Raw genomic sequence first — 22694 nt, forward strand, 5'->3', positions numbered from 1 at the left:
TCCCCCCCCCCCCCCCCCCCCCCCCCCCCCCCCCCCCCCCCCCCCCCCCCCCCCCCCCCCCCCCCCCCCCCCCCCCCCCCCCCCCCCCCCCCCCGTCGCGGTGTCTCAGCCCTGCTGTGCCGGACCGAACCAGGTGGTGAGGGCGGTCCGCAGCGCGGAGGTGTCGGGCGCCCCGCCGTCGGACGCCCAGGCGACATGGCCGTCGGGGCGGATGAGGACGGCGGTGGGAGCGGGGACCTCGTCGATGGCCGGGACGGGCCACCGGTCGTCCTCGCTCCGCGCCTCGACGAAGTCGACGCGATCGGCCCAGCCCCCCGCGACCGCCGCCAGCGCGGCGCTGCCGCTCAGGTCGAGCAGTACGGGGCGGCCGGCGTGCAGCAGGTCGTAGACGCCGATGGTGCCCTCGGGCGTCTTGAGGTCGGCGTCGGGGACCCGGCGGCCCGCCAGCGGGTGGTCGACGTCGACCAGGTAGCGGATGTCCAGTGCGGTGAGCATCAGGCGCAGGTGCCGGTTGACGTCGTCGAACACCATGAGCGAGCCGAACACCTCGCGCAGCGCGTCCGTCTGTGCGCCCGGGCGGGCCAGGGCCGACTGCGCCCGGGTGTTCTGCAGCACGCGCTCCCCGACGGGGTGGCGCTCGGCGTGGTAGCTGTCCAGCAGGCTCTCGGGCGCCCGGCCCCTCACCACCGAGGCGAGCTTCCAGCCGAGGTTGACCGCGTCCTGCACGCCCATGTTCAGGCCCTGCCCGCCCGCCGGGAAGTGGATGTGCGCCGCGTCGCCCGCGAGCAGCACCCGGCCCTCGCGGTACTTGGCGGCCTGGCGCGCGGCGTCGTTGAACCGCGAGACCCACCGCGGGCTGTTCATGCCGAAGTCGGTGCCCGCGACCCTGATCAGGGACTCCCGGAGCTGCTCGAACGTCGGGGCCTCGTCGCGGTCCGCGACGCGGTCGTACTCGGACGTGATCACCCGGTACCAGCCCGGCTCGAAGGCGATCGCCGAGTAGTCGCCACCCGCACAGCGCCGCACCCACACGTAGTCCTCGGGCAGATCGGGGAGCTCGACGTCGCCGATCAGCGCGGTCATCGTCGCCTCGGTGCCGGGGAAGTCGATGCCCGCCAGCTTGCGCACCGTGCTGCGCCCGCCGTCGCAGCCCACGAGGTAACGGGCGCGCAGCGTCGCCGCTGCCGACTGCTCCGTGCCCAGTTCGACCGTCACGCCGTCCTCGTCCTGGCGGATCCCGCTCACCCCGGACGAGCGGCGGACCTGCACGCCGAGCTCGGCGGCCCACTCCTCCAGCAGCCGCTCGATGTCGGACTGCAGGATCATCAGCGGGTACGGGTGCCTCGACTCCGACTCGTCGAAGTCCAGATAAAGGCCGGAGAAATGGCCTACGGGCTGCAGTTCGCCGGCCGCGAGGAAGCGGTCCAGGATCCCGCGCTGGTCCAGCACCTCCAGGGTGCGGGAGTGGATCCCGCCGGCCCGCGACTCGCCCGTCCGCTCCGCGAGCCGCTCGACCACCACCACGTCGACGCCCGCCAGCCGCAGCTCGCAGGCGAGCATCAGGCCCGTCGGCCCGGCGCCCGCGATCACCACGTCCGTGTCGAAGCCGGTGTGTCCCACGTCGTTGCCCCCTCTGTTCCAGTGCGCCTCTAACGTCGTTAAATCTCGTCCACGTTCACTGAACGCGGATCAGCCGGTCAAGGAACGCCGGTGCCGGGGCGGCACGGGCCGCTGTCGAACTTGCCCTGTCCCGCCGGCGGGACGGGGACGTCGCGTGCAGGCACGCCGGTCCACGCTCAACCCCAGCGGCCGGCGAGCACCGGAGACCACCAACACGGTGTGAGCCGTCGCGCATTCACGCGACACTCGATTCGGCCATTCAAAGAATGTGTCTCGCCGGCGGGACAGCGCAAAGGGCCCCAGTGGTCGTGATGGCGGTGACGGTCCGCAGACCGGGCCGAAAAGGACGCGGGCGGGCACTCCCGGTCGGCGGAGGAAGGAAAGAGTGGCAATGGAATCGACGCTGGCTCAGGAGATCGCCGAGCTGTGGAGGGAACTCCTCGACTGCCCCGAGGTCGGGGTGGAAGACGATTTCTTCACGCTCGGCGGCAATTCGCTGACCGGAATCAAGATCATCGACCAGGTGTCGCAGACCTACGGCGTCCAGCTGTCCGTGCGCGACTTCTACCTGGCACAGACCCCGGTCCGCGTCGCCGAGCTGATCGAGCAGGGGAGGGCGGCGGCGTGAGGTTGACGCCTGGTCCCGGGCGCGACATCGACCTCGACAGCGTCGACCTGTTCGACCTGGACCTCTACACGTCGGGCGATCCGCACCCGATCTGGGACGTGATGCGGGCCGAGAAGCCCCTGCACCACCAGGTCCTGCCGGACGGCCGCGAGTTCTGGTCGGTGACCCGCTACGAGGACGTCCGGCGCGTGCTCAGCGACCACCGGGAGTTCACCTCCGAGCGCGGCACCGTGCCCACCCACCTCGGGACGGACGACGTCGCGGCCGGCGTGCTGATGACGTCCACCGACCCGCCGCGGCACACCGAGGTCCGCCGGCCGCTCGGCTCCAAGCTCACGGCGCGCGCGGTGAAGTCCTGGGAGGACTCGATCCGGCGCACGGTCGTGGGCTTCCTCGAGCCGGCGCTCGACGGCGAGACCTTCGACCTGGCCGAGAAGGCGCTGCTCCTCCCGGCGATGGTCACGGGACCGCTCCTGGGCATCCCGGAGAAGGACTGGGCCGAGCTCGTCCAGCTGACCGCGATGGTGACGGCTCCCTCGGACCCGCACTTCCAGCTGGGCAGCGAGGCCGCGACCCTGGCCATCTCCCACCACGAGCTCGTCACCTACGTCAAGGAGTGGGTCAAGACCCGCCGGGCGACCGGCGAGGAGGGCGAAAGCCTGCTCCACCACCTCATGAGCGTCACTCCGGGAGGCACGGCGCTCTCCGACGAGGAGATCGCCCTCGACGGCTACAGCATCCTCCTGGGCGCCAACGTCACGACGCCGCACACCGTCTCGGGCACCGTGCAGGCGCTCATCGAGCGGCCCGTGCAGTACGACAAGGCGGCCGCCGACCTGTCGCTCGTCCCGAACCTCGTCGAGGAAGGGCTGCGCTGGACCTCGGCCGCGTGCAACTTCATGCGGTACGCGGTGGACGACGTCGAGATCGGCGGGGGCGTGATCCCGGCCGGCGGCGCGGTCATCGCGTGGATCGGCTCGGCCAACCGGGACGAGTCCCTGTTCCCCGACCCGCACACCTTCGACATCACGCGCGAAGGCGCCAAGCGCCAGGCCGCGTTCGGGTTCGGGACGCACTTCTGCATCGGGGCGCCGCTGGCCCGGATGACGCTGCGCATCTTCTTCGAGGAGCTGCTCCAGCGCTTCGAATCGATCGAGCTCGCCGGCGAACCGCAGCACCTGCGGTCGTACTTCATCGCCGGGATGACCCACCTCCCCATCGTCGGCAAGAAACGGCAGACGCCATGACCACCGGCTCCACCACCGCCGCCTCGCCGTGGTTCGTCCGGCCGCCGTCCGCCGACCACCCCGCCCGGATCTTCTGCTTCCCCTTCTCCGGGTCCGGGGCTTCGGCGTTCAGCGCCTGGCCGGCCGCGATCGGCGACGCCGAGATCTGCCCGGTGCAGTTCCCCGGCCGCGAGAACCGGCTGGGCCACCCGCACTTCGGCACGTACGAGGACCTGGCCGCGAGCCTGGTCGAACCGCTGGAGCCGCTGCTCGACCGCCCGTACGCGTTCTTCGCGCACTGCGCGGGTGCGATGCCGGCGTACGAGACCGTCCTGCGCCTCGCCGAACTCGGCCTGCGCGGCCCCGACTGCCTCGTCGTGTCCGGCCAGCCGGCCCCGCACGACGCCTCGCGCGACCGGATGCTCACCATGACCGAGCCGGAGCTGCGCGCCGAGCTGGAGTCGTTCGTCCGCAGCCGCGGGATCGAGCCGCGGCCGGACATGATCGACATGGGCATGTTCGTGCTGCTCCGCGACCACGCCGCCGCGGGCGCGTACCGGCGGCCCGAGCCGGCCAAGGTGGACTGCCCCATCGTCGTCCTGCACTGGCAGGACGACCCCGACGTGAGCCTCGACGAGCTCCAGGGCTGGCGCCAGTACTCGGATTCGGTCGAATTCCGGGTCGTCGAGGGCGGCCACTACGACTTCATGGACGCGCCGGACGGGCTGCAGAAGTTGTTGACCTCTTGGCGGTGAAAGCAGTGCAGCCCGTAAGAGCCGTATGCCGAGGGAACCGGAAGGAATTCGTATGAGTGGCGCAGCCGCCGGTATTGCCGTCATCGGGATGTCGTGCCGCTTTCCCGGTGTGAACAACCCGGATGAGTTCTGGCGCCTGCTGCTCGACGGGGAATCGACCGTAGGAAAGTTCCCCGAGCACCGGGCGGCCGACTCGAACCACATGTCCCACCCGGACGCCGACACCCTGAACTCGGGTTCGTTCCTCGGCTCCATCGACGGGTTCGACGCGGAGTTCTTCGGAACGGGCGCCGCGGAAGCGGCCGCGATGGACCCCGTGCAGCGGCTGGGGCTCGAGCTCGCCTGGGAGGCCGTCGAAGACGCCCGGATCCCGGCGGCCGCGCTCGCGGGCCGCGAGATCGACGTCGTGGTCGGCAGTGGGCCCTCCGGGTACGAGCAGCTGCGCAAGCGCTCCGGCAGCGACCAGGACGACCACTACGCCGCGCTCGGCTCGAGCGGCGCGCTGATCGCGAACCGGATCTCGAGCCTGTTCGACGTCCGCGGCATGAGTTTCTGCGCGGACTCCGGCCAGTCGTCCTCCCTCGTGTCGCTGGCGCTGACGTGCGACCGGATCCGCAGCGGCGCCGTCGACATGGCGCTCGCGGGCGGCGTGCACCTGATCGTCGATCCGGAAGCGGGACTCGGCCTGGCGAACCTGGGCGCCCTGTCGCCCGACGGCCGCTGCTTCACCTTCGACGAGCGGGCCAGCGGTTTCGCCCGCGGGGAGGGCGGGGCGTTCGTCCTGCTCAAGCGGCTCGACCTCGCCGTCGCCGACGGCGACCACATCTACGCCGTGGTGCGCGGCTGGGGCGTCGCCAGCGGCGGAGCGTCCACCCGCATGCCCGATCCCAGCCCCGGCGGGCAGGCGGCGGCGGTGCTGTCCGCGCTCGGACGCGCGGGTGTTCCCTTCGACGCCGTCGATTACGTCGAGGCCCACGGCACCGGTACGCGCATGGGCGACCCGGCCGAGACGTCCGGTCTGCGCGAGGTGATGCGGGAATCCGGCCGCAGCCGCCCGCTGGCGATCGGCTCGGTGAAGACGAACGTGGGGCACCTGGAACCGGCCGCCGGAATCGTCGGCTTCGTGAAGGCGGCGCTCTGCATCGACCGCGCCCACCTGGTGCCGAGCCTGAACTTCCGCTCTCCGAACCCCGCCATCCCGGACTTCCACGAGGACTTCGAGGTCCTGCGGGCCGCGCGGCCCTGGCCGGGCGAGCCCGGCCGGCCGCGCCGGGCAGGCGTGTCGGCGTTCGGCATGGGCGGCACCAACGCGCACGTGATCCTCGAACAGGCCCCCGAGGCGCGGACGGAACCCCGCGCCACGGAGGAGGACCCGGCCTCCGCGGGCGCTTCCGGGGTGCTGCCCTGGGTGCTGTCGGCGCGGTCGGAGGCGGCACTGCGCGAGCAGGCGGCGCGGCTGCGGGAGCTCGTGGCCGCGGACGCGTCGCTGTCGGCGGCCGACGTGGGGCACTCACTGGTCTCGACGCGCTCGTCGTTCGACCACCGGGCGGTGGTGCTCGGCGCCGACCGCGAAGAGTCGCTGGCCGGTCTGGACCTGGTCGCGGCGGGCGGTGACTCGGCGCGGGCGGTGCGCGGGGTGGCCGCGGGGCCGCTGGGTCCGGTCGTCTTCGTGTTCCCCGGCCAGGGATCGCAGTGGCTGGGCATGGGCAAGCAGCTGTACGCGGAGTCGGAGGTCTTCGCGCGCTCGGTCGACGCGTGCGCGCAGGCCCTGGCCCCGTACGTGGACTGGTCCCTGGTGGACGTGTTGACCGGAGCCGAGTCGGCCGCCTCGCTGGAGCGGGTGGACGTGGTCCAGCCGGCGCTGTTCGCCATGATGGTGTCGCTGGCGCAGGTGTGGCGCTCCCTCGGCGTGGTCCCCGACGCCGTCGTCGGCCACTCGCAGGGCGAGATCGCCGCGGCATGCGTGTCGGGCGCCCTGACGCTCGAGGACGCGGCCCGGATCGTCGCCCTGCGCAGCCGGGCACTGATCGACCTGGCCGGCCTGGGCGGCGGGATGAGCGCGGTCGCCGCGCCCTCCGCATGGGTCCACGACCGGCTGGAGCAGTGGTCCGGAAGGCTCTCCGTGGCCGCCGTCAACGGGCCGGCCTCGGTGGTGATCGCCGGAGACGGCGCGGCACTCGACGAGTTCGCCGCCATGGCGGCCGGCGAGGACGTCCGGGTGCGCCGGGTCAGAGTGGACTACGCCTCGCACTCCCACCACGTCGAAGCCATCCGCGACCGTCTGCTCGAGGACACCGCCGGACTTTCGCCGCGGGAATCTGCGGTGAAGTTCCACTCCACCGTCACCGGCGGACTGCTCGACACCCGCGTGCTCGACGGCTCGTACTGGTACGACAACCTGCGCTCGAAGGTGCGCTTCGGTGAGGTCGTCGAAGGCCTGATGCAGGACCACGGCGGTGTCTTCGTGGAGGTCAGCCCGCACCCCGTGCTCCAGGTGGCGATGGAGGAGGCCGCCGACGCGCTGGCGGCCCCGCCGGTCGTGGTGAGCACCCTGCACAAGCGCGACGGGGGCGCGGGCCAGGTCCTGGCGTCACTGGCCGAACTGCACGTACGCGGTGTTCCGGTGAACTGGAAGGCGGTGTTCGCCGCGGCCCGGCCGCGCCGGATCGGCCTGCCGGCCTACGCGTTCCAGCGGCAGCGGTACTGGCTGACGGCGTCCGATGACGCCGGCACCACGAACAGCCCCGCAGCGCGGGCGAGCGGACCGGACGCGAGCACCAGGGCGGCGTACCTGGGCTCGGAGTCCTCGGTCCTCACCCTCGTGTGCGCCGAAACGGCGGCGCTGCTGAGTGCGAGTGACGCGGACCGGACGTTCGCCTATCTCGAGGCGAGGGCGGCCGAGACCTTCAAGGTCCTGGGTTTCGACTCCTCGATGGCCGTGGCGCTCCGCAACCGGCTCACCGCGGTGGCCGGAGTACGGCTCCCGGCCACGGTCGCGTTCACGTACCCCACTCCGGAAAAACTCGCCCGCCACGTGTTCTCCCTCCTCGAGCCGCAGGCTCCCGAGGTCCCGGAAACGGGGGAGGCTGCGCAGCTGGACAGCCCGAGTCTGGAAAGCCGCAGTGATGACGATTTGTACGAAATGATCGAACGCGGATACGCGTAGCCACACCTGTTCTTCTGAGTCACTGGTTGGGGGAGGCCCTGGTGGAGGATGTCGACAAGCTCCGGTCCTACTTGCGACGCGCCGTCGGCGATGCGCAGGACCTGCGCGAGCGGGTGCGCGAGCTGGAGGAGTCCGCTCGCGAGCCCATCGCGGTCGTGGGTATGGGGTGTCGCTTCCCGGGTGGGGTGACGTCCCCCGAAGGGCTGTGGGGGGTCGTGTCCGAGGGTGTGGACGCGATCACCGAGTTCCCGGCGGACCGCGGATGGGACGTGGAGGCGCTGTACTCCACGGATCCCGAGGCGCCCGGGACGACGAACACGCGCTCCGGTGGATTCCTGCACGACCTCGCGGAGTTCGACGCGCCGTTCTTCGGCATCAGCCCGCGCGAGGCCCTCGCGATGGACCCGCAGCAGCGGCTGATGCTGGAGACGTCGTGGGAGGCGCTGGAGCGGGCGGGCATCGACCCGGCCGCGCTGCGCGGCTCGGCGACCGGCGTGTTCACCGGCGTCTACACCACCGACTACGGCCCGCGGATGGGCGGTGCGGCAGCCGGCGAGGTCGAGGGCTTCCAGCTCACCGGCACGCTCCCCAGCGTCGCCTCGGGCCGCGTGTCCTACACGCTGGGCCTGGAGGGTCCGGCGGTGTCCACCGACACCGCCTGCTCCTCGTCGCTCGTCGCCGTCCACCAGGCCGTCCGCTCCCTGCGGTCCGGGGAGTGCACCCTGGCGCTGGCCGGCGGGGTGTCGGCCATGCCGACCCCGGGCCTGCTCGTGGAGATGGGCCGCCAGCGCGGCCTGTCGGACGACGCGCGCTGCAAGGCGTTCGCCGACGCGGCCGACGGCACCGGCTTCTCCGAAGGCGCGGGCGTGCTCGTCCTCGAGCGCCTCTCGGACGCACGGCGCAACGGGCGCCGCATCCTGGCCGTGATCCGCGGCTCGGCGACCAACCAGGACGGGGCCTCCAACGGCCTCACCGCACCGAACGAACTGGCCCAGCGCCGGGTCATCCGGGCAGCCCTGGCCGATGCCGGGCTGCAGGCGAGCGACGTGGACGCGGTGGAGGCGCACGGCACCGGCACGAGGCTGGGCGACCCCATGGAGGCGGAAGCGCTGCTCGCCACCTACGGGCAGGACCGGGAGCAGGACAGACCGCTGTGGCTGGGCTCGCTGAAGTCCAACATCGGCCACACGCAGGCCGCCGCGGGCGTCGGCGCCGTCATCAAGATGACCATGGCGCTGCGCCACGGCGTGCTGCCCAAGACGCTCCACGTGGACCGTCCGTCGACGCACGTGGACTGGACGTCCGGTGCGGTCGAGCTGCTGACCGAGGCCCGGGAGTGGACCAGCGCACCGGGACGCCCCCGGCGGGCCGGCGTCTCCGCCTTCGGCATCAGCGGCACCAACGCGCACCTGATCCTCGAGCAGGCACCCGAGGCCGTCGAGCAGGCTCCCGAGGAGCAGGCCACGGCCGCTCCGGCCCCCGCCGCGGTGCCGTGGGTGCTGTCGGCGCGCTCCGCGGAGGCGCTGCGCGAGCAGGCGCTGCGGCTGCGCGACAGCGTGGCGGCGGACGCCGACCTGCCGCTCGCGGGCGTGGGACGTTCGCTGGTGACGACGCGATCGCTGTTCGAGTACCGCCAGGTGGTCATCGGCTCCGACCGCGACGAACTGCTCGCCGCCCTGACCGCCGCCGCCGCGGGTGACGAGAGCGGCGCCCCCGGCGTGGTCTCCGGAGTCGCGAAGCCGGTGGGCAAGACGGTCTTCGTCTTCCCCGGCCAGGGGTCGCAGTGGGTCGACATGGGACGCGAGCTGTGGGAGTCCTCCCCGGCGTTCGCGGCCCGCATGCAGGAGTGCGCGGACGCGCTGTCGCCGCACGTCGACTGGTCCCTGCACGAGGTGCTCGGCGACGCCGACGCGCTGGAGCGCGTGGACGTCGTCCAGCCCGTGCTGTGGGCCGTGATGGTGTCGCTGGCCGAGGTGTGGCGCTCGTACGGAGTGCAGCCCGCGGCCGTCGTGGGCCACTCCCAGGGCGAGATCGCCGCCGCGTGCGTCGCCGGCGCCCTGTCGATCGAGGACGCCGCGAAGGTGGTGGCGCTCCGCTCGAAGGCGATCCTGGCCCTGTCCGGGCGCGGCGGCATGGTGTCGGTCGCGCTCCCGGTCCAGGACGTGCGCGCACGTCTGACGGACGGGCTGTCCGTCGCGGCCGTCAACGGGCCCTCGTCCGTGGTGGTGTCGGGCGACGTGGCCGAGCTCGATGCACTGCTGGCCGCCTGCGAGGCGGACGAGGTGCGGGCCCGCCGGGTCCCGGTGGACTACGCCTCGCACTCCCGGCACGTGGAGGCCATCGACGGCGAACTGCGCCGGGTGCTGGCGGGGCTCCGGCCGCGTACCGCCGAGGTGCCGTTCTTCTCGACGGTCACGGCCGACTGGCTGGACACGACCTGCATGGACGCCGAGTACTGGTACACCAACCTGCGGCAGACGGTCCGCTTCGAGGAGGCGACCCGGGCCCTGGCCGAACAGGGCTTCCGCTTCTTCGTCGAGGCGTCCGCCCACCCCGTACTGACGATCGGTGTCGAACAGACCCTGGACGGCGCGGGCGTCGAGGCCGCCGTCGTGGGCACCCTGCGCCGCGGCGAGGGCGGCCTCGCACGCTTCTACCGGTCGGCGGCCGAAGCCTTCGTGGCCGGCGCCGAGGTGCCGTGGGAGAAGGCGTTCCGGGGCTGGGACGGCCCGTGGGTCGAGCTGCCCACGTACGCCTTCCAGCGGCAGCGCTACTGGCTGAACGCACCCGACGAGACCACCAACGCCGGGAGCACGTCGGACCACCCGCTGCTCGACGCCGTGATCGACCTGCCCGCCGACGCAGAGAACGGCGGCGTGGTCGGCAGCGGGCGCCTCTCCCTGGAGCGCCACCCCTGGCTCGCCGACCACGTGGTCCACGGCGCCGTCCTGGTGCCGGCCACCGCACTGCTGGAGATGGCGGTCTGGGCCGCGCACAAGGCGGGGGCCGACGTCGTCGACGAACTCACCCTGGAAACGCCGCTGGTGCTCTCCCGGACGGCCGAGCGCGAGATCCGCGTCGTGGTCGACGGCAAGAGCGTGATCAGCGTGTACTCCCGCGGCGAGGGCGAGACCGAGTGGACGCGCAACGCCGTCGGCGTCGTCGGGTCCGGCAGCGGACGCACCCCCGCGGAGGAAAGCCTCCTTGCGTGGCCTCCCGCGGGCGCGATCGCCGTGCCCTTCGAGGACGAGTACGCCCGGCTGTCGGCCCTCGGGTTCGGCTACGGGCCCCTCTTCCGCGGCCTGCAGAAGGTCTGGCGCCAGGGCGACGCCCTCTTCGCCGAGGTGGAGCTGCCCGCCGCCGAAGGCGCGGACCGGAGCCGGTACCGGATCCACCCGGCGCTGCTCCACGCCGCGCTGCTCCCCGTCGGCCTGGGGCAGTTCGTCGACAACTCCCGGCCCGAGGGCTGGCTGCCGCTGCGCTGCACGGGCATCCGCGTGAACGGCGCCGCACCGGCCGTGCTGCGCGTCCGTATGGCGCCCGCGGGGGAGAACGCACTGTCCGTGACCCTGGCGGACCGGAACGGAGCCCCCGTCGGCGGCATCGCATCGCTGACCCTGCGGCCCGCGGACGTCCAGAAGCTGACCGCGCTGAGCTTCGACCACCAGGACGCGCTGTTCCGGGTGGACTGGGCCCCCCTCGCGGTGCCCTCCGGCCACGCCGCGTACCGGTACGCGGTACTGGGCGCACCCGGCGCGCCCCTGGGAGAGGGCGCAGAGGTCTTCGCCGACCTCGGGGAACTCGCCGCCTCCGGCGGCGGGACACCCCCGATCGTCATCGCCGCCGTCGACCGGACGGGCGCGGACGGCGAGGACACACCCGCCGCCGTCGAGCGGAACCTCCACCGTGTGCTGCGGTGGACGCAGGACTGGCTCGCCGACGACCGGTTCGCCGACTCCCGCCTGGTCGTCGTGACGCAGGACGCGATCCACGACGAGCAGGTGCTCCGCCCCGACCCCGCGGCGACCGCGGTCTGGGGGTTCGTCCGTACCGCGCAGACCGAGAACCCGGGCCGGTTCACCCTCGTGGACACCGACGGCCGGCCCGCCTCGTGGGCCTGCGTCCCGGCAGCCGCCGAAACCGGAGAACTCCAGCTCAAGATCCGGGCCGGCGAGGTGACCACGCCGGAACTGGCCCGCGCCCACGGTGCTTCCGCCGGTCACGGACCCCTCGGCGGAGCGGCGGACGTACCCGCCCTCGGGTCCGGAACGGTGCTGATCACCGGTGGCACCAGCGGCCTGGGCGCGATGCTGGCCCGGCACCTCGTCCAGCGTCACGGCGTGCGCCGGCTGGTGCTGACCAGCAGGCGGGGCCTGGCGGCCCCGGCGGCGGCAGGGCTGCAGGAGGAGCTGACCGGGGCGGGAGCCCAGGTCGAGATCGTGGCCTGCGACGTCGCGAGCCGTGACGCCGTCGCCGAGCTCCTCGCCGCGGTGCCGTCCGAGCACCCGCTGACCGCGGTGATCCACTGCGCGGGCGTGCTGGCCGACGGAGTCGTCGAGGCGCTGACCGAGGACCGCGTGAACACGGTCCTGGCGCCCAAGGTGCGCGGTGCCTGGCACCTGCACGAGCTGACCCGCCATCTGGACCTGTCCGCCTTCGTGCTGTTCTCCTCGATCGCGAGCGTGCTCGGGACGGCAGGACAGGCCAACTACGCGGCGGCCAACGCCTTCCTCAACGGCCTCGCGGAGACCCGCCGGGCCGAGGGCCTGCCGGCCACCTCGCTGTGCTGGGGCTTCTGGGCCGAACGCAGCGAGATGGTCGCCGACATCGGCGACACGGACGTCGTACGCCTCCAGCGCCAAGGCGTGCTGCCGATGGCCTCGCAGGAGGGCCTCGCGCTCTTCGACGCGGCGGTCTCGCTGGCCGAGCCGGTCCTGGTGCCGGCGCGGCTGAACCTCGCGGCGCCGGGCGCGGCTTCACCGCTCCTGCGTGCGCTGGCCGGGACGCCTGTCGGCTCCGGCGGGCCGGGGAACCAGGAGTCCACCGGCAGCGCACTCGCGCAGCAGCTGGCCTCGCTGGCGCCGGCCGACGCGGAGGCGGTGCTGCTCGATGCCGTCCGGGCGCAGACCGCGATCGTCCTCGGCCACCCGGACGTCCGGCGGATCACTCCCGCCGCGACGTTCAGGAAACTGGGGATCGACTCGCTCACCGCGCTGGAGCTGCGCAACAAGCTGTCGGCCGTGACCGGCCTGAAGCTGCCCTCCACGCTGGTGTTCGACCACCCGAACCCCACCGCCCTCGCGCAGTTCCTGAACGCGCGCATCACCCCCGACTCCGCTGCCGCCCCGCAGTCTCCGGCCGATCGCCTGGCCGGCGAGATCAACGGACTGGGCGTCCGGCTGGAGGAGGCGTTCCTCGAGCTCGCGGACGAGGACAAGAACACGATTTCCACTCTGCTCGGCGAGCTGCAGGGCCGAGTCCGTTCGCTGGTGAGCGCCGGAGCACCGGTCGGCATCGTCGATCAGATCAGTTCGGCCTCGGCGGGAGACCTTCTCGCGCTACTGGACAAAGAGCTCGGCTAGGGGAGAACGATGACAAACGACAACAACGCCGAAGTTCTCGAGTACCTCAAGCGGACGTCGATCGAGCTGATCGAAACGCGCAAGCGCCTGAAGGAGCTGACCGAAGCCGCCGCCGAGCCCATCGCCGTGGTGGGTGTGGCCTGCCGCTTCCCGGGTGGGGCGGCGTCCCCCGAAGCACTGTGGGACCTGGTGCAGGCGGGCGCCGACGTCGTGTCGGAGTTCCCCGAGGACCGCTACTGGGACCTGGAGGACCTCTACGACCCGCAGCGCGAGCGGCCGGGCACCTGCTACACGCGGGAAGGCGGCTTCCTCCACGACGCGGGCGACTTCGACGCCGACTTCTTCGAGATCAACCCGCGCGAGGCGCTGGCCTCCGACCCCCAGCAGCGGCTCCTGCTGGAGACCTCGTGGGAGTCCCTGGAGCGGGCCGGAATCGACCCGCACTCCCTGCGCGGCACCAGCACCGGAGTCTTCGCCGGCATCGCCTACTTCGGGTACGGCAACCACTACTTCACCCCCGAGAACATCTCGGGCTACGCGCAGATCGGCTCCCTGCTGAGCGTCGCGTCCGGCCGCGTGTCGTACGCGCTGGGCCTGGAGGGCCCGGCGGTGTCGACCGACACCGCGTGCTCCTCCTCGCTGGTGACGGTGCACCAGGCGGTGCAGTCGCTGCGCCAGGGCGAGTGCGGCCTGGCGCTGGCCGGCGGTGTCACCGTCATGGCGATGCCGCAGGTGCTCCGCGAGTTCGCGCGCCAGGGCGGCCTGGCGGCCGACGGCCGGTGCAAGGCGTTCGCCGACGCGGCGGACGGCACCGGCTTCTCCGAGGGCGTCGGCATGCTCGTCCTGGAGCGGCTCTCCGACGCGCAGCGTAACGGCCGCAAGATCTGGGCGGTCATCCGCGGCTCCGCCGTCAACCAGGACGGCGCCTCCAACGGCCTGACCGCACCGAGCGGCCCGGCGCAGCAGCGCGTCATCCGCGCCGCACTGGCCAACGCCCGGGTGCAGGCGGGCGACGTCGACGTGGTCGAGGCGCACGGCACCGGCACCACGCTCGGCGACCCCATCGAGGCGCAGGCGCTGCTGGCCACCTACGGGCAGGAGCGCGAGCCGGGCAACCCGCTGTGGCTGGGCTCCCTGAAGTCGAACATCGGCCACACCCAGGCGGCGGGCGGCGTCGGCGGCATCATCAAGATGATCATGGCGATGCAGCGCGGCGTCATGCCCAAGACCCTGCACGTGGACCAGCCCTCGACGCACGTCGACTGGACGGCCGGCGCCGTCGAGCTGCTGACCGAGGCCCGCGAGTGGACCACCGCCCCGGGCCGGCCGCGCCGGGCCGGCGTGTCCAGCTTCGGCGCCAGCGGCACCAACGCCCACCTCATCCTCGAGGAGGCCCCCGAGCCGCAGCCGGCCCCCGACGAGGCCGACCGCGTGCCGGCCGGCGCCGCGGGCCTCGTGCCGTGGGCCCTGTCGGCGCGGTCCGAGCAGGCGCTGCGGGCGCAGGCCGAGAAGCTGCGCGCGTTCGTCGCCGCCGACCCGGCGGCGGACCTCGCCGCCGTCGGCGCCTCGCTGGTCTCCGGCCGGGCGCAGTTCGAGCACCGCGCCGTGGTGCTGGGCAGCGGCCGCGACGACCTCCTGGACGCCCTCGCGAAGCTGGCCGAGGGCGCCGAGTCCCCCGCCGTGGTGCGCGGCGCGGCCGGCGAGCCGGGCGGCTCCGTCTTCATGTTCCCGGGCCAGGGCTCGAAGTGGACCGGCGTGGCCCGCGAGCTGTACGACACCTTCCCCGTCTTCGCCGAGGCCCTCGACGAGGTCTGCGCGCGCTTCGACGCACACCTCCCCTTCGAGCTGAAGCCCCTGCTCCTCGCCGACGAGCCCGAGGGCCGCGAGCGCACGGACGTCATGCAGCCCGCGCTGTTCGCCCTGCAGGTCGCCCTCTACCGGCTCCTTCGCCGGTACGGCCCGCAGCCGACCCACCTGATCGGCCACTCCGTCGGCGAGATCGCCGCCGCCCACGTGTCCGGAGCCTTCGACCTGGACACCGCGACCCGCATCGTGGCCGCCCGCGGCCGCACCATGCAGGCCGTCACCGAGCCCGGCGCCATGCTGGCGGTCCGCGCCTGCGAAGCCGAAGTCGCCGCGCTGCTGGGCCCGTACACCCGTACCGGCATCGCCGCCGTCAACGGCCCGGAGTCGGTGGTGGTCTCGGGCCTGCGCGACGAGGTCCACGACCTGCGCGACCGGCTCGTCGCCGACGGCCGGTCGGCGAAGCTGCTCCCCGTCGACCACGCCTTCCACTCCCCGCTGATGGGTCCGGTCCTGGAGGAGTTCGAACGCGCGCTGCGCGCGCTGCCCATGGGCGGCGAGCTGTCGGTCCCGATCGTCTCGACGCTGCTGGGCCGCGAGGCCACCCTCCAGGAGCTGACGTCCGTCACCCACTGGGTCGACCACGTCCGCGAGCCCGTGCGCTTCCACGACGCCGTGGAGCGCGCCCGCGCGGCCGGCGCGAACGTCTTCGTCGAGGTCGGCCCGGGCTCCACGCTCGCCGGCCTCACCAAGGACGCGTTCGCCGCGGAAGGCGTGCACGACGCCGCCGTCGTGGCCTCGGCGCGCCGCGACCGCGGGGTGGCGCAGGGCCTGGTCGGCGCGCTCGCCGACCTGCACGTCCTGGGCGCCGCCGTGGACTGGGCCGCCCTGTTCGGCACGCAGCAGCGCGTCGACCTCCCGACGTACGCGTTCCAGCACCAGCGCTACTGGATGGACTTCCTGTCGGGCCTCGCGTCCGCGGACGTGACCTCCGCCGGCCTGTCCGCCGCGGGGCACCCGCTGCTGGGCGCCGTGGTGGAGCACCCCGGCACCGACGAGGTGGTCTTCACCGACCTGTGGTCCCTGCGGACCCACGAGTGGATCGCCGACCACGCCGTGTTCGACTCGGTCGTCGTCCCGGCGACCGCCTACCTGGACCTGGCGCTGTCGGTGGGCGAGCACGTCGGCTGCGCCTCGCTCGAGGAACTGTCCCTCGAAGTCCCGCTGATCCTCCCCGACACGGGCGACGTGCAGGTGCGCGTCGTCGTCGGCGCCGCGGACGAGAGCGGCCGCCGCTCCCTGGACGTGTACTCGCGTCCCGCCGAGGACGCCGCCGCAGCCGGCGGCTGGACCCGGCACGCCATGGGCACCCTGGCGCCCGGCGCAGCGCAGGACGCCGACCGGGCCGACGACGCCCGCGCGCTCGCCGCGTGGCCGCCGGCCGGTGCCGAGCAGATCGGCTTCGACGGCCTCTACGACTCCCTCGCGGACGGCGGCTTCGACTACGGCCCGCTGTTCCGAGGCCTGCGCGAGGTCTGGCGCAAGGGCGACGACCTGTTCGCCCTCGCCACCCTGCCGGAAGGCGCCGACGGCGGGTTCGCCCTGCACCCGGCGCTGATCGACACCGTGCTGCACGCCGTCGTCGCCGGCGGCGTCATCACCGTGACGGGCGACCAGGGCTGGATGCCCTTCGCCTGGTCCGGCGTGCACCTCGCCGGGGACTGCGGTCCGACCGTGCGCGTCAAGCTCACCCCGGCCGCCGAAGGCGTCGTCTCCCTCGTGATCGCCGACGAGCACGGCCGCGAGATCGCCCACGTCGACGCGCTGACGTTCCGCCCGGCGAGCGCCGAGCAGGTCCGCTCGGCGCGCGGCGGCCGCGAGCAGTCCCTGTACGCACTGGACTGGCGCCCGGCCCCCGAGGCCGCGCCGGACACCGCCCGCGCGCAGTGGGGCGTCATCGGCGCGGAGACCGGCGGGGCCGCCCGGCTCGTCGCCGCGGGCGACGGCAGCGTCTCGCTGTACGCGTCCCTCGGCGAGGTCCTCGCCGCCGACGCCCCCCGCCACCTCGTCCTGTGCCTCGACGACGCCGTCGCCCCCGGCGACGACCTGCTCACCACGGTCGCCGACGCCGGCAAGCACGTGCTGGAGACCGTCCAGAAGTTCCTCGCCGAGGACCGGCTCGCCGCGTCCACGCTGGTCGTGCTCACCCGCCTGGCGCAGGCCGCCGGCGCGGGGGACGACGTCGAAAGCCTCCCCGGCGCGTCCGTGTGGGGCCTGGTCCGCTCCGCCCAGACCGAGCACCCCGGCCGGTTCCGGCTCGTCGACATCGACGACGAGGAGACCTCGTGGGCGGCCTTCGCGGACGCCCTCGCCCTCGGTGAGGACCAGCTGGCGCTGCGCGGCGGTACGTCCCTCGTGCCGCGGATGGTGCAGGCCGCGCCCGCCGACCAGCAGCTCGACGCCCCTTCGGACGGCGCGTACCGGCTGGGCATCACGAAGGCGGGCACGCTGGAGAACCTGACGTGGGTCGCGTGCCCCGAGGTGGCGGCGCCCCTGGAGGCCGGGCAGGTCCGCATCGCCGTCCAGGCCGCCGGCCTCAACTTCCGCGACGTCACGATCGCCCTGGGCCTCATCGACCGGACGGACTTCGACTCCGGGCTCGGCAGCGAGGGCGCGGGCGTCGTGCTGGAGGTCGCGGACGCCGTGACCGGCCTCGCCCCGGGCGACCGGGTGACCGGCATCTTCAACGGCTCCTTCGGCCGCGTGGCCGTGGCCGACCACCGCCTGCTGGCCCCCGTCCCCGACGGCTGGAGCCACGCCGAGGCGGCCTCCATGCCGAGCACCTTCCTCACCGCGTACTACGCGCTCTTCCACGTGATGAAGCTGCAGAAGGGGCAGCGCATCCTCATCCACGCCGCGGCCGGCGGCGTCGGAACGGCCGCCGTCCAGCTCGCCCGGCACGTGGGCGCCGAGGTCTACGCCACGGCCAGCCCGGCCAAGTGGCCCGCGCTGCGCGGCATGGGCCTCGACGACGCCCACCTGGCGTCCTCGCGCGACCTGGGGTTCGTGGAGAAGTTCCTCGACGCCACGGACGGCCGCGGTGTCGACGTCGTACTCAACTCCCTCGCGCACACCTTCGTCGACGCCTCGCTGAAGCTGCTGCCGGGCGGCGGCAACTTCATCGAGATGGGCAAGACGGACATCCGCGAGCCCCGGCAGGTCGCGGCCGACCACCCCGGCGTCGACTACCAGGCCTTCGACCTCTACGGCACGGCGGGCCCGGACACCATCCACGAGATGTTCCGCGACGTCATGGAGCTGTTCGCCGACGAACGGGTGCAGCTCAGCCCCCTCTCCGTCCGCAGCATCCGCGACGCCCGCAAGACGTTCCGCGAGATGAGCCAGGGCCGTCACGTCGGCAAGCTGGTCTTCGACCTGAGCGGCGGCTTCGGCGGCGGCACCGTGCTCGTCACCGGCGGCACCGGCGGCGTCGGCTCGCTGGTGGCGCGGCACCTCGTCGCCGAACACGGCGTACGGAGCCTGGTGCTGGCGAGCCGTCGGGGAACGGCGGCCGACGGGGTTCCCGAGCTGGTCTGCGACCTCGAGGCGGCGGGCGCCGCCGTCCGGGTCGTGGCCTGCGACATCGCGGACCGGGCCGCCGTGGCGGACCTGCTCGCGGACATGCCCCCGCGGTACCCGCTCACGGCCGTCGTGCACGCCGCGGGCGTCCTCGCGGACGGCACCGTCGAGTCGCTGACCGCGGAGAGCATCGACCACGTGCTGCGCGCCAAGGTCGGCGGTGCGGTCAACCTGCACGAGCTGACCCGGGAGCACGGCCTCTCGGCGTTCGTCCAGTTCTCCGCCCTCGCCGGCACGCTCGGCACCGGAGGACAGGCGAACTACGCCGCGGCGAACGGCTTCCTGGACGGTCTGGCCGCGCAGCGCAGCGCGTCCGGCCTGGTCGGCACCTCGCTGTGCTGGGGCTGGTGGGAGCAGAGCAGCGGCATGACCGGGGACCTGGACCAGGCCGATCTCTCCCGCCTCCGGCGAATGGGGATCGCCCCGATGCCGACGCCCGAGGCACTGGCCCTGTTCGACTCGGCGTGCGCGAGCGGCAAGCCGGTCCTCGTCCCGGCCCGGGTGGACGTCGCCGGGCTGCGGAGCAAGGCCGCCGACGAGCTTCCGCTGCTGCTGCGCGGCCTCGTCGAGGGCGGCCGTCCCCGCCGTAACAGGGCGGGCACGCCCAAGGACGGCGGCTCCGTGGACCTGGCCGCCAAGCTGGTCACCCTGCCGGCGGACGAGGCGGAGGCAGCGGCCCTGGACTGGATCCGCGACCAGGTCGCCGTCGTGCTCGGACACCCGTCCGGCGCGGCCGTCGACGCCGACCAGGCGTTCACCCAGCTCGGATTCGACTCGCTGACCGCGGTCGAACTGTGCAACCGCCTGGCCGCCGCGACCGGACTGCGCCTGGCGTCCACCCTCGTCTTCAGCTACCCCACACCGCGCGAGCTGGGCCTGCACCTGCTGGGCCTGCTGCGTCCCGAGGCGGACGCGAGCCGGGACGAGGACGCTGTGATCCGCGAGGTGCTGCGGAACGTCCCGATCGACAGCCTGCGCAGCGCAGGCCTCCTGGAGCTGGTCCTGGCGTGCGCCGACCCGGCTCCGGCGAACGGCGACGCCACCGCGGCGGACGCGGACACCGGTGCGGACGAACTGTCGGACATGGACCTGGACGCGCTGCTCGACCTGGCTCTGGATGAGAAGAGGTAAGTGACATGACCAACTCCGCGGATCAGACGGCGGAGGGCGGGGACCGGGTCCAGCGGGCGCTCCGTACGCTGCTGGAGGAGCGCGACCGCCTGCGCCAGGAGAACGACGCCCTGAAGGCCGGCCGTGGCGAGCCGATCGCCGTGGTCTCCATGGCCTGCCGCTACCCGGGAGGCGTCTCGTCGCCCGAGGAGCTGTGGGAGGTGATCCGCAGCGGCCGGGACGTCGTGGACGCGTTCCCGACGGACCGCGGGTGGCGGGACGTGTACGACCCGGACCCCGACGCCGTCGGCAGCGCGTACGTGCGCCAGGGAGGGTTCCTGGCGGACGTCGCCGGCTTCGACGCGGACTTCTTCGGCATCAGCCCGCGCGAGGCGCTGGCGACCGACCCGCAGCAGCGCATGCTGCTGGAGACCTCGTGGGAGGCCTTCGAACGGGCCGGCATCGTCCCCGCCGACGTACGCGGGTCGGAGGTCGGCGTCTTCTCCGGCGTCAGCTCGACCGAGTACGGCTGGCGTTTCCTCGAGTCGGGCCAGAGCGAGCTCGAGGGCTACCTGCTGTACGGCAGCTCGCTGAGCGTCGCGTCCGGCCGGGTGGCGTACGAGCTGGGGCTGACCGGCCCGGCGGTGTCCCTGGACACGGCGTGCTCCTCGTCGCTGGTGGCCCTGCACATGGCGGTGCAGTCGCTGCGTGCGGGGGAGTGCTCCCTCGCGCTGGCCGGCGGGGCGCTGGTGATGTCGACGCCCGCGGCCTTCGTGGAGTTCGCCCGGCAGGGCGCCCTGTCGGCCGACGGCCGCTGCAAGGCCTTCGCGGACGGCGCCGACGGGACCGGCTGGGCCGAGGGCGTGGGCGTACTCCTCCTGGAGCGGCTGTCCGACGCCCGGCGCAACGGGCACCCGGTGCTCGCCGTCGTCCGCGGTTCCGCGGTGAACCAGGACGGGGCCAGCAACGGGCTGACCGCTCCCAACGGCCGCGCCCAGGAGAAGGTGATCCGGCGGGCCCTGGCGAACGCGGGGGTCAAGGCCTCCGAGGTGGACCTGGTCGAAGCCCACGGCACCGGCACCAAGCTGGGCGATCCCATCGAGGCGGAGGCCCTGCTGGCGACCTACGGGAAGGATCGGGCCGAGGGCAGGCCGCTCTTCCTGGGATCCCTGAAGTCGAACATGGGCCACGCCCAGGCCGCCGCCGGGGTCGGCGGGGTCATCAAGGCCGTCATGGCCATGCGCCACGGGTACCTGCCGAAGACCCTGCACGTGGACGCGCCCTCGCGGCACGTCGACTGGTCCTGCGGCGGGGTCGAACTGCTGGCGGAGGGCCGTGAGTGGACGCGGGCGGACGGTCCGCGCCGGGCCGGCGTCTCCTCGTTCGGCGTCAGCGGCACCAACGCGCACGTGATCCTGGAAGAGGCCCCGCAGCAGGAGCAGGAGCAGGAGCAGGCGGAAGCGCGCGTTCCGGGCCCGGACGTCGTCGGCGGGCTCGTGCCGTGGGTGGTCTCTGCCAAGAGCGCGGCTGCCGTGCAGGGCCAGGCGGGCAAGCTGCGCGACTTCCTCGCCGCCGACCCGCAGGCGGACGTCGCCGGCATCGGCGCCTCGCTGCTGTCGAGCCGGTCGCGGTTCGAGCACCGCGCGGTCGTGCTGGGCCGCGGCCGCGACGAGCTCCTGGGCGCTCTGGCGGCGCTGGGCGACGGCGCGGAGTCCCCCGCGGTGGTGCGCGGCTCGGCCGGGAAACTCGGCGGTGTCGCCTTCGTGTTCCCCGGGCAGGGCTCGCAGTGGGTCGGCATGGGCCGGCAGCTGTACGACACCTTCCCGGTCTTCGCGCAGAGCCTCGACGCGTGCGCGGCCGCCCTGTCCGAGTGGGTCGACTGGTCCCTGCTCGACGTGGTGCGCGGCGCGGAGGGGGCGCCGTCCCTGGACCGGGTGGACGTGGTCCAGCCGGCCCTGTTCTCGGTGATGGTGTCCATGGCGAGCCTGTGGCGCTCCTGGGGCGTGGAACCGGCCGCGGTGGTCGGACACAGCCAGGGCGAGATCGCCGCCGCCTACGTCTGCGGCGCGTTGTCGCTGAGGGACGCCACCAAGGTCGTGGCGCTGCGCAGCCTGGCACTGCTGGACCTGATCGGTCACGGCGGGATGGCATCGGTCGCGGAGTCCGCGGACGTCGTAGCGGAACGTCTCGCTCCGTGGGGCGACCAGCTGAGCATCGCCGTCGTCAACGGGCCCCGCTCGGTGGTGGTGTCCGGGGAGCCGGACGCCCTCGACGAGTTCGTCGAGAAGATGAAGGCCGACGGCGCCCAGGCCCGGCGGATCTCGGTCGACTACGCCTCGCACTCCCACCACGTGACCCGGGTCCGCGAGCAGGTGCTCGGCCCGCTGACCGACGTCAGCCCGAAGACGTCGGCGCTGCCCTTCTACTCGACCCTGCACGGCAAGGTCATCGACACGGCAGGGCTCAACGGCGACTACTGGTACGACAACCTCCGCGAGAAGGTCCTCTTCGAAACCTCCGTGCAGCGGCTGGCCGAGGACGGCTTCCGGGTGTTCGTCGAAATGAGCCCGCACCCCGTGCTCACCGTCCCCGTGCAGGAGATCCTCGAAGACGTGGACGACGCGCTGGTCCTGTCCTCCTCGCGGCGGGACCGGGACGAGGTGGAGGCCGTGGTCGGCTCGCTGGCCCAGCTCCACGTCCGGGGCGGCTCGGTGGACTGGGACGCCCTCTTCGGGACCCGCGAGCGGGTGGACCTGCCGACGTACGCGTTCCAGCGGCAGCGGTACTGGCTGAACTCCTCGCAGGCGGCGGTGGCGGCCGAGGTGCCCTCGACCGAGCCGCCGGCGGGTGACGACCACCTCGTCCCCCTGCCGGAACGGGTCTCCGCCCTCTCCGGCGACGACGCGAAGGCACTCGTGCTGGAGCACGTCCTCGAGAAGGTCGCCGTCGTGCTCGGACACCCCTCCAGTGCGTCCGTCGACCCCGACCAGGAGTTCAAGGAGATCGGATTCGACTCGCTGCTCTCCGTGGAGCTGAGCAAGCGCCTGACCGCATCGACCGGACTCAAGCTGAGGGCGAACCTGGTCCTGAAGTTCCCGTCGCCGAGGCGGATCGCCGAGCACGTCACGTCCTCGATGGCCGCGTAGGAATTGTCCCGCCGGCGGG

8 protein-coding genes are annotated in these 22694 nt (G+C 73.3%); 7 read left to right on the top strand and 1 reads right to left on the bottom strand.

Features of this window, described 5'->3' with window-relative positions:
- Positions 1 to 105: 105 nt before the first annotated feature.
- Complete coding sequence (locus ACZ49B_RS36850) at positions 106 to 1620, bottom strand: FAD-dependent monooxygenase (protein WP_468315057.1); 1515 nt, start codon at positions 1618 to 1620, stop codon at positions 106 to 108.
- A 391-nt stretch (positions 1621 to 2011) separates the two neighbouring features.
- On the opposite strand from ACZ49B_RS36850, the gene ACZ49B_RS36855 reads away from it, so the two are divergent.
- Genes ACZ49B_RS36855 through ACZ49B_RS36885 form a run of 7 tightly spaced genes read left to right on the top strand, consistent with a single transcriptional unit; the run spans position 2012 to position 22675 of the window.
- Positions 2012 to 2248, top strand: coding sequence for a phosphopantetheine-binding protein (locus tag ACZ49B_RS36855; RefSeq protein WP_468315059.1), 237 nt, complete (start codon positions 2012 to 2014; stop codon positions 2246 to 2248).
- On the top strand, positions 2245 to 3495 hold the full coding sequence (locus tag ACZ49B_RS36860) for a cytochrome P450 (protein ID WP_468315061.1): 1251 nt from the start codon (positions 2245 to 2247) through the stop codon (positions 3493 to 3495). Before ACZ49B_RS36855 ends, ACZ49B_RS36860 begins: the two co-directional genes overlap by 4 nt.
- Positions 3492 to 4229 carry a thioesterase II family protein gene (locus ACZ49B_RS36865; protein WP_468315064.1) on the top strand — a complete coding sequence of 246 codons (738 nt, stop codon included), beginning with the start codon at positions 3492 to 3494 and terminating at the stop codon, positions 4227 to 4229. Before ACZ49B_RS36860 ends, ACZ49B_RS36865 begins: the two co-directional genes overlap by 4 nt.
- A gap of 52 nt (positions 4230 to 4281) precedes the next feature.
- Complete coding sequence (locus ACZ49B_RS36870) at positions 4282 to 7395, top strand: type I polyketide synthase (RefSeq protein WP_468315066.1); 3114 nt, start codon at positions 4282 to 4284, stop codon at positions 7393 to 7395.
- Complete coding sequence (locus ACZ49B_RS36875) at positions 7386 to 12977, top strand: type I polyketide synthase (protein ID WP_468315079.1); 5592 nt, start codon at positions 7386 to 7388, stop codon at positions 12975 to 12977. The genes ACZ49B_RS36870 and ACZ49B_RS36875 overlap by 10 nt, the downstream gene beginning before the upstream one ends.
- Positions 12978 to 12986: 9 nt before the next feature.
- Positions 12987 to 19550: a type I polyketide synthase gene (locus ACZ49B_RS36880; protein WP_468315068.1), complete on the top strand. Its 6564-nt coding sequence runs from the start codon at positions 12987 to 12989 to the stop codon at positions 19548 to 19550.
- A 5-nt stretch (positions 19551 to 19555) separates the two neighbouring features.
- The gene (locus ACZ49B_RS36885; RefSeq protein ID WP_468315070.1) at positions 19556 to 22675 is read left to right on the top strand and encodes a type I polyketide synthase; all 3120 of its coding nucleotides are present in this window, start codon (positions 19556 to 19558) and stop codon (positions 22673 to 22675) included.
- Positions 22676 to 22694: the final 19 nt, after the last annotated feature.

The sequence above is a fragment of the Streptomyces sp. NPDC031132 genome, from assembly GCF_055570595.1.

Excerpts from the sequence above, each read along its gene's own strand:
- ACZ49B_RS36855 (WP_468315059.1), top strand. The coding sequence starts at position 2,012 with ATGGAATCGACGCTGGCTCAGGAGATCGCCGAGCTGTGGAGGGAACTC.
- ACZ49B_RS36865 (WP_468315064.1), top strand. The coding sequence starts at position 3,492 with ATGACCACCGGCTCCACCACCGCCGCCTCGCCGTGGTTCGTCCGGCCG.
- ACZ49B_RS36870 (WP_468315066.1), top strand. The coding sequence starts at position 4,282 with ATGAGTGGCGCAGCCGCCGGTATTGCCGTCATCGGGATGTCGTGCCGC.
- ACZ49B_RS36880 (WP_468315068.1), top strand. The coding sequence starts at position 12,987 with ATGACAAACGACAACAACGCCGAAGTTCTCGAGTACCTCAAGCGGACG.
- ACZ49B_RS36885 (WP_468315070.1), top strand. The coding sequence starts at position 19,556 with ATGACCAACTCCGCGGATCAGACGGCGGAGGGCGGGGACCGGGTCCAG.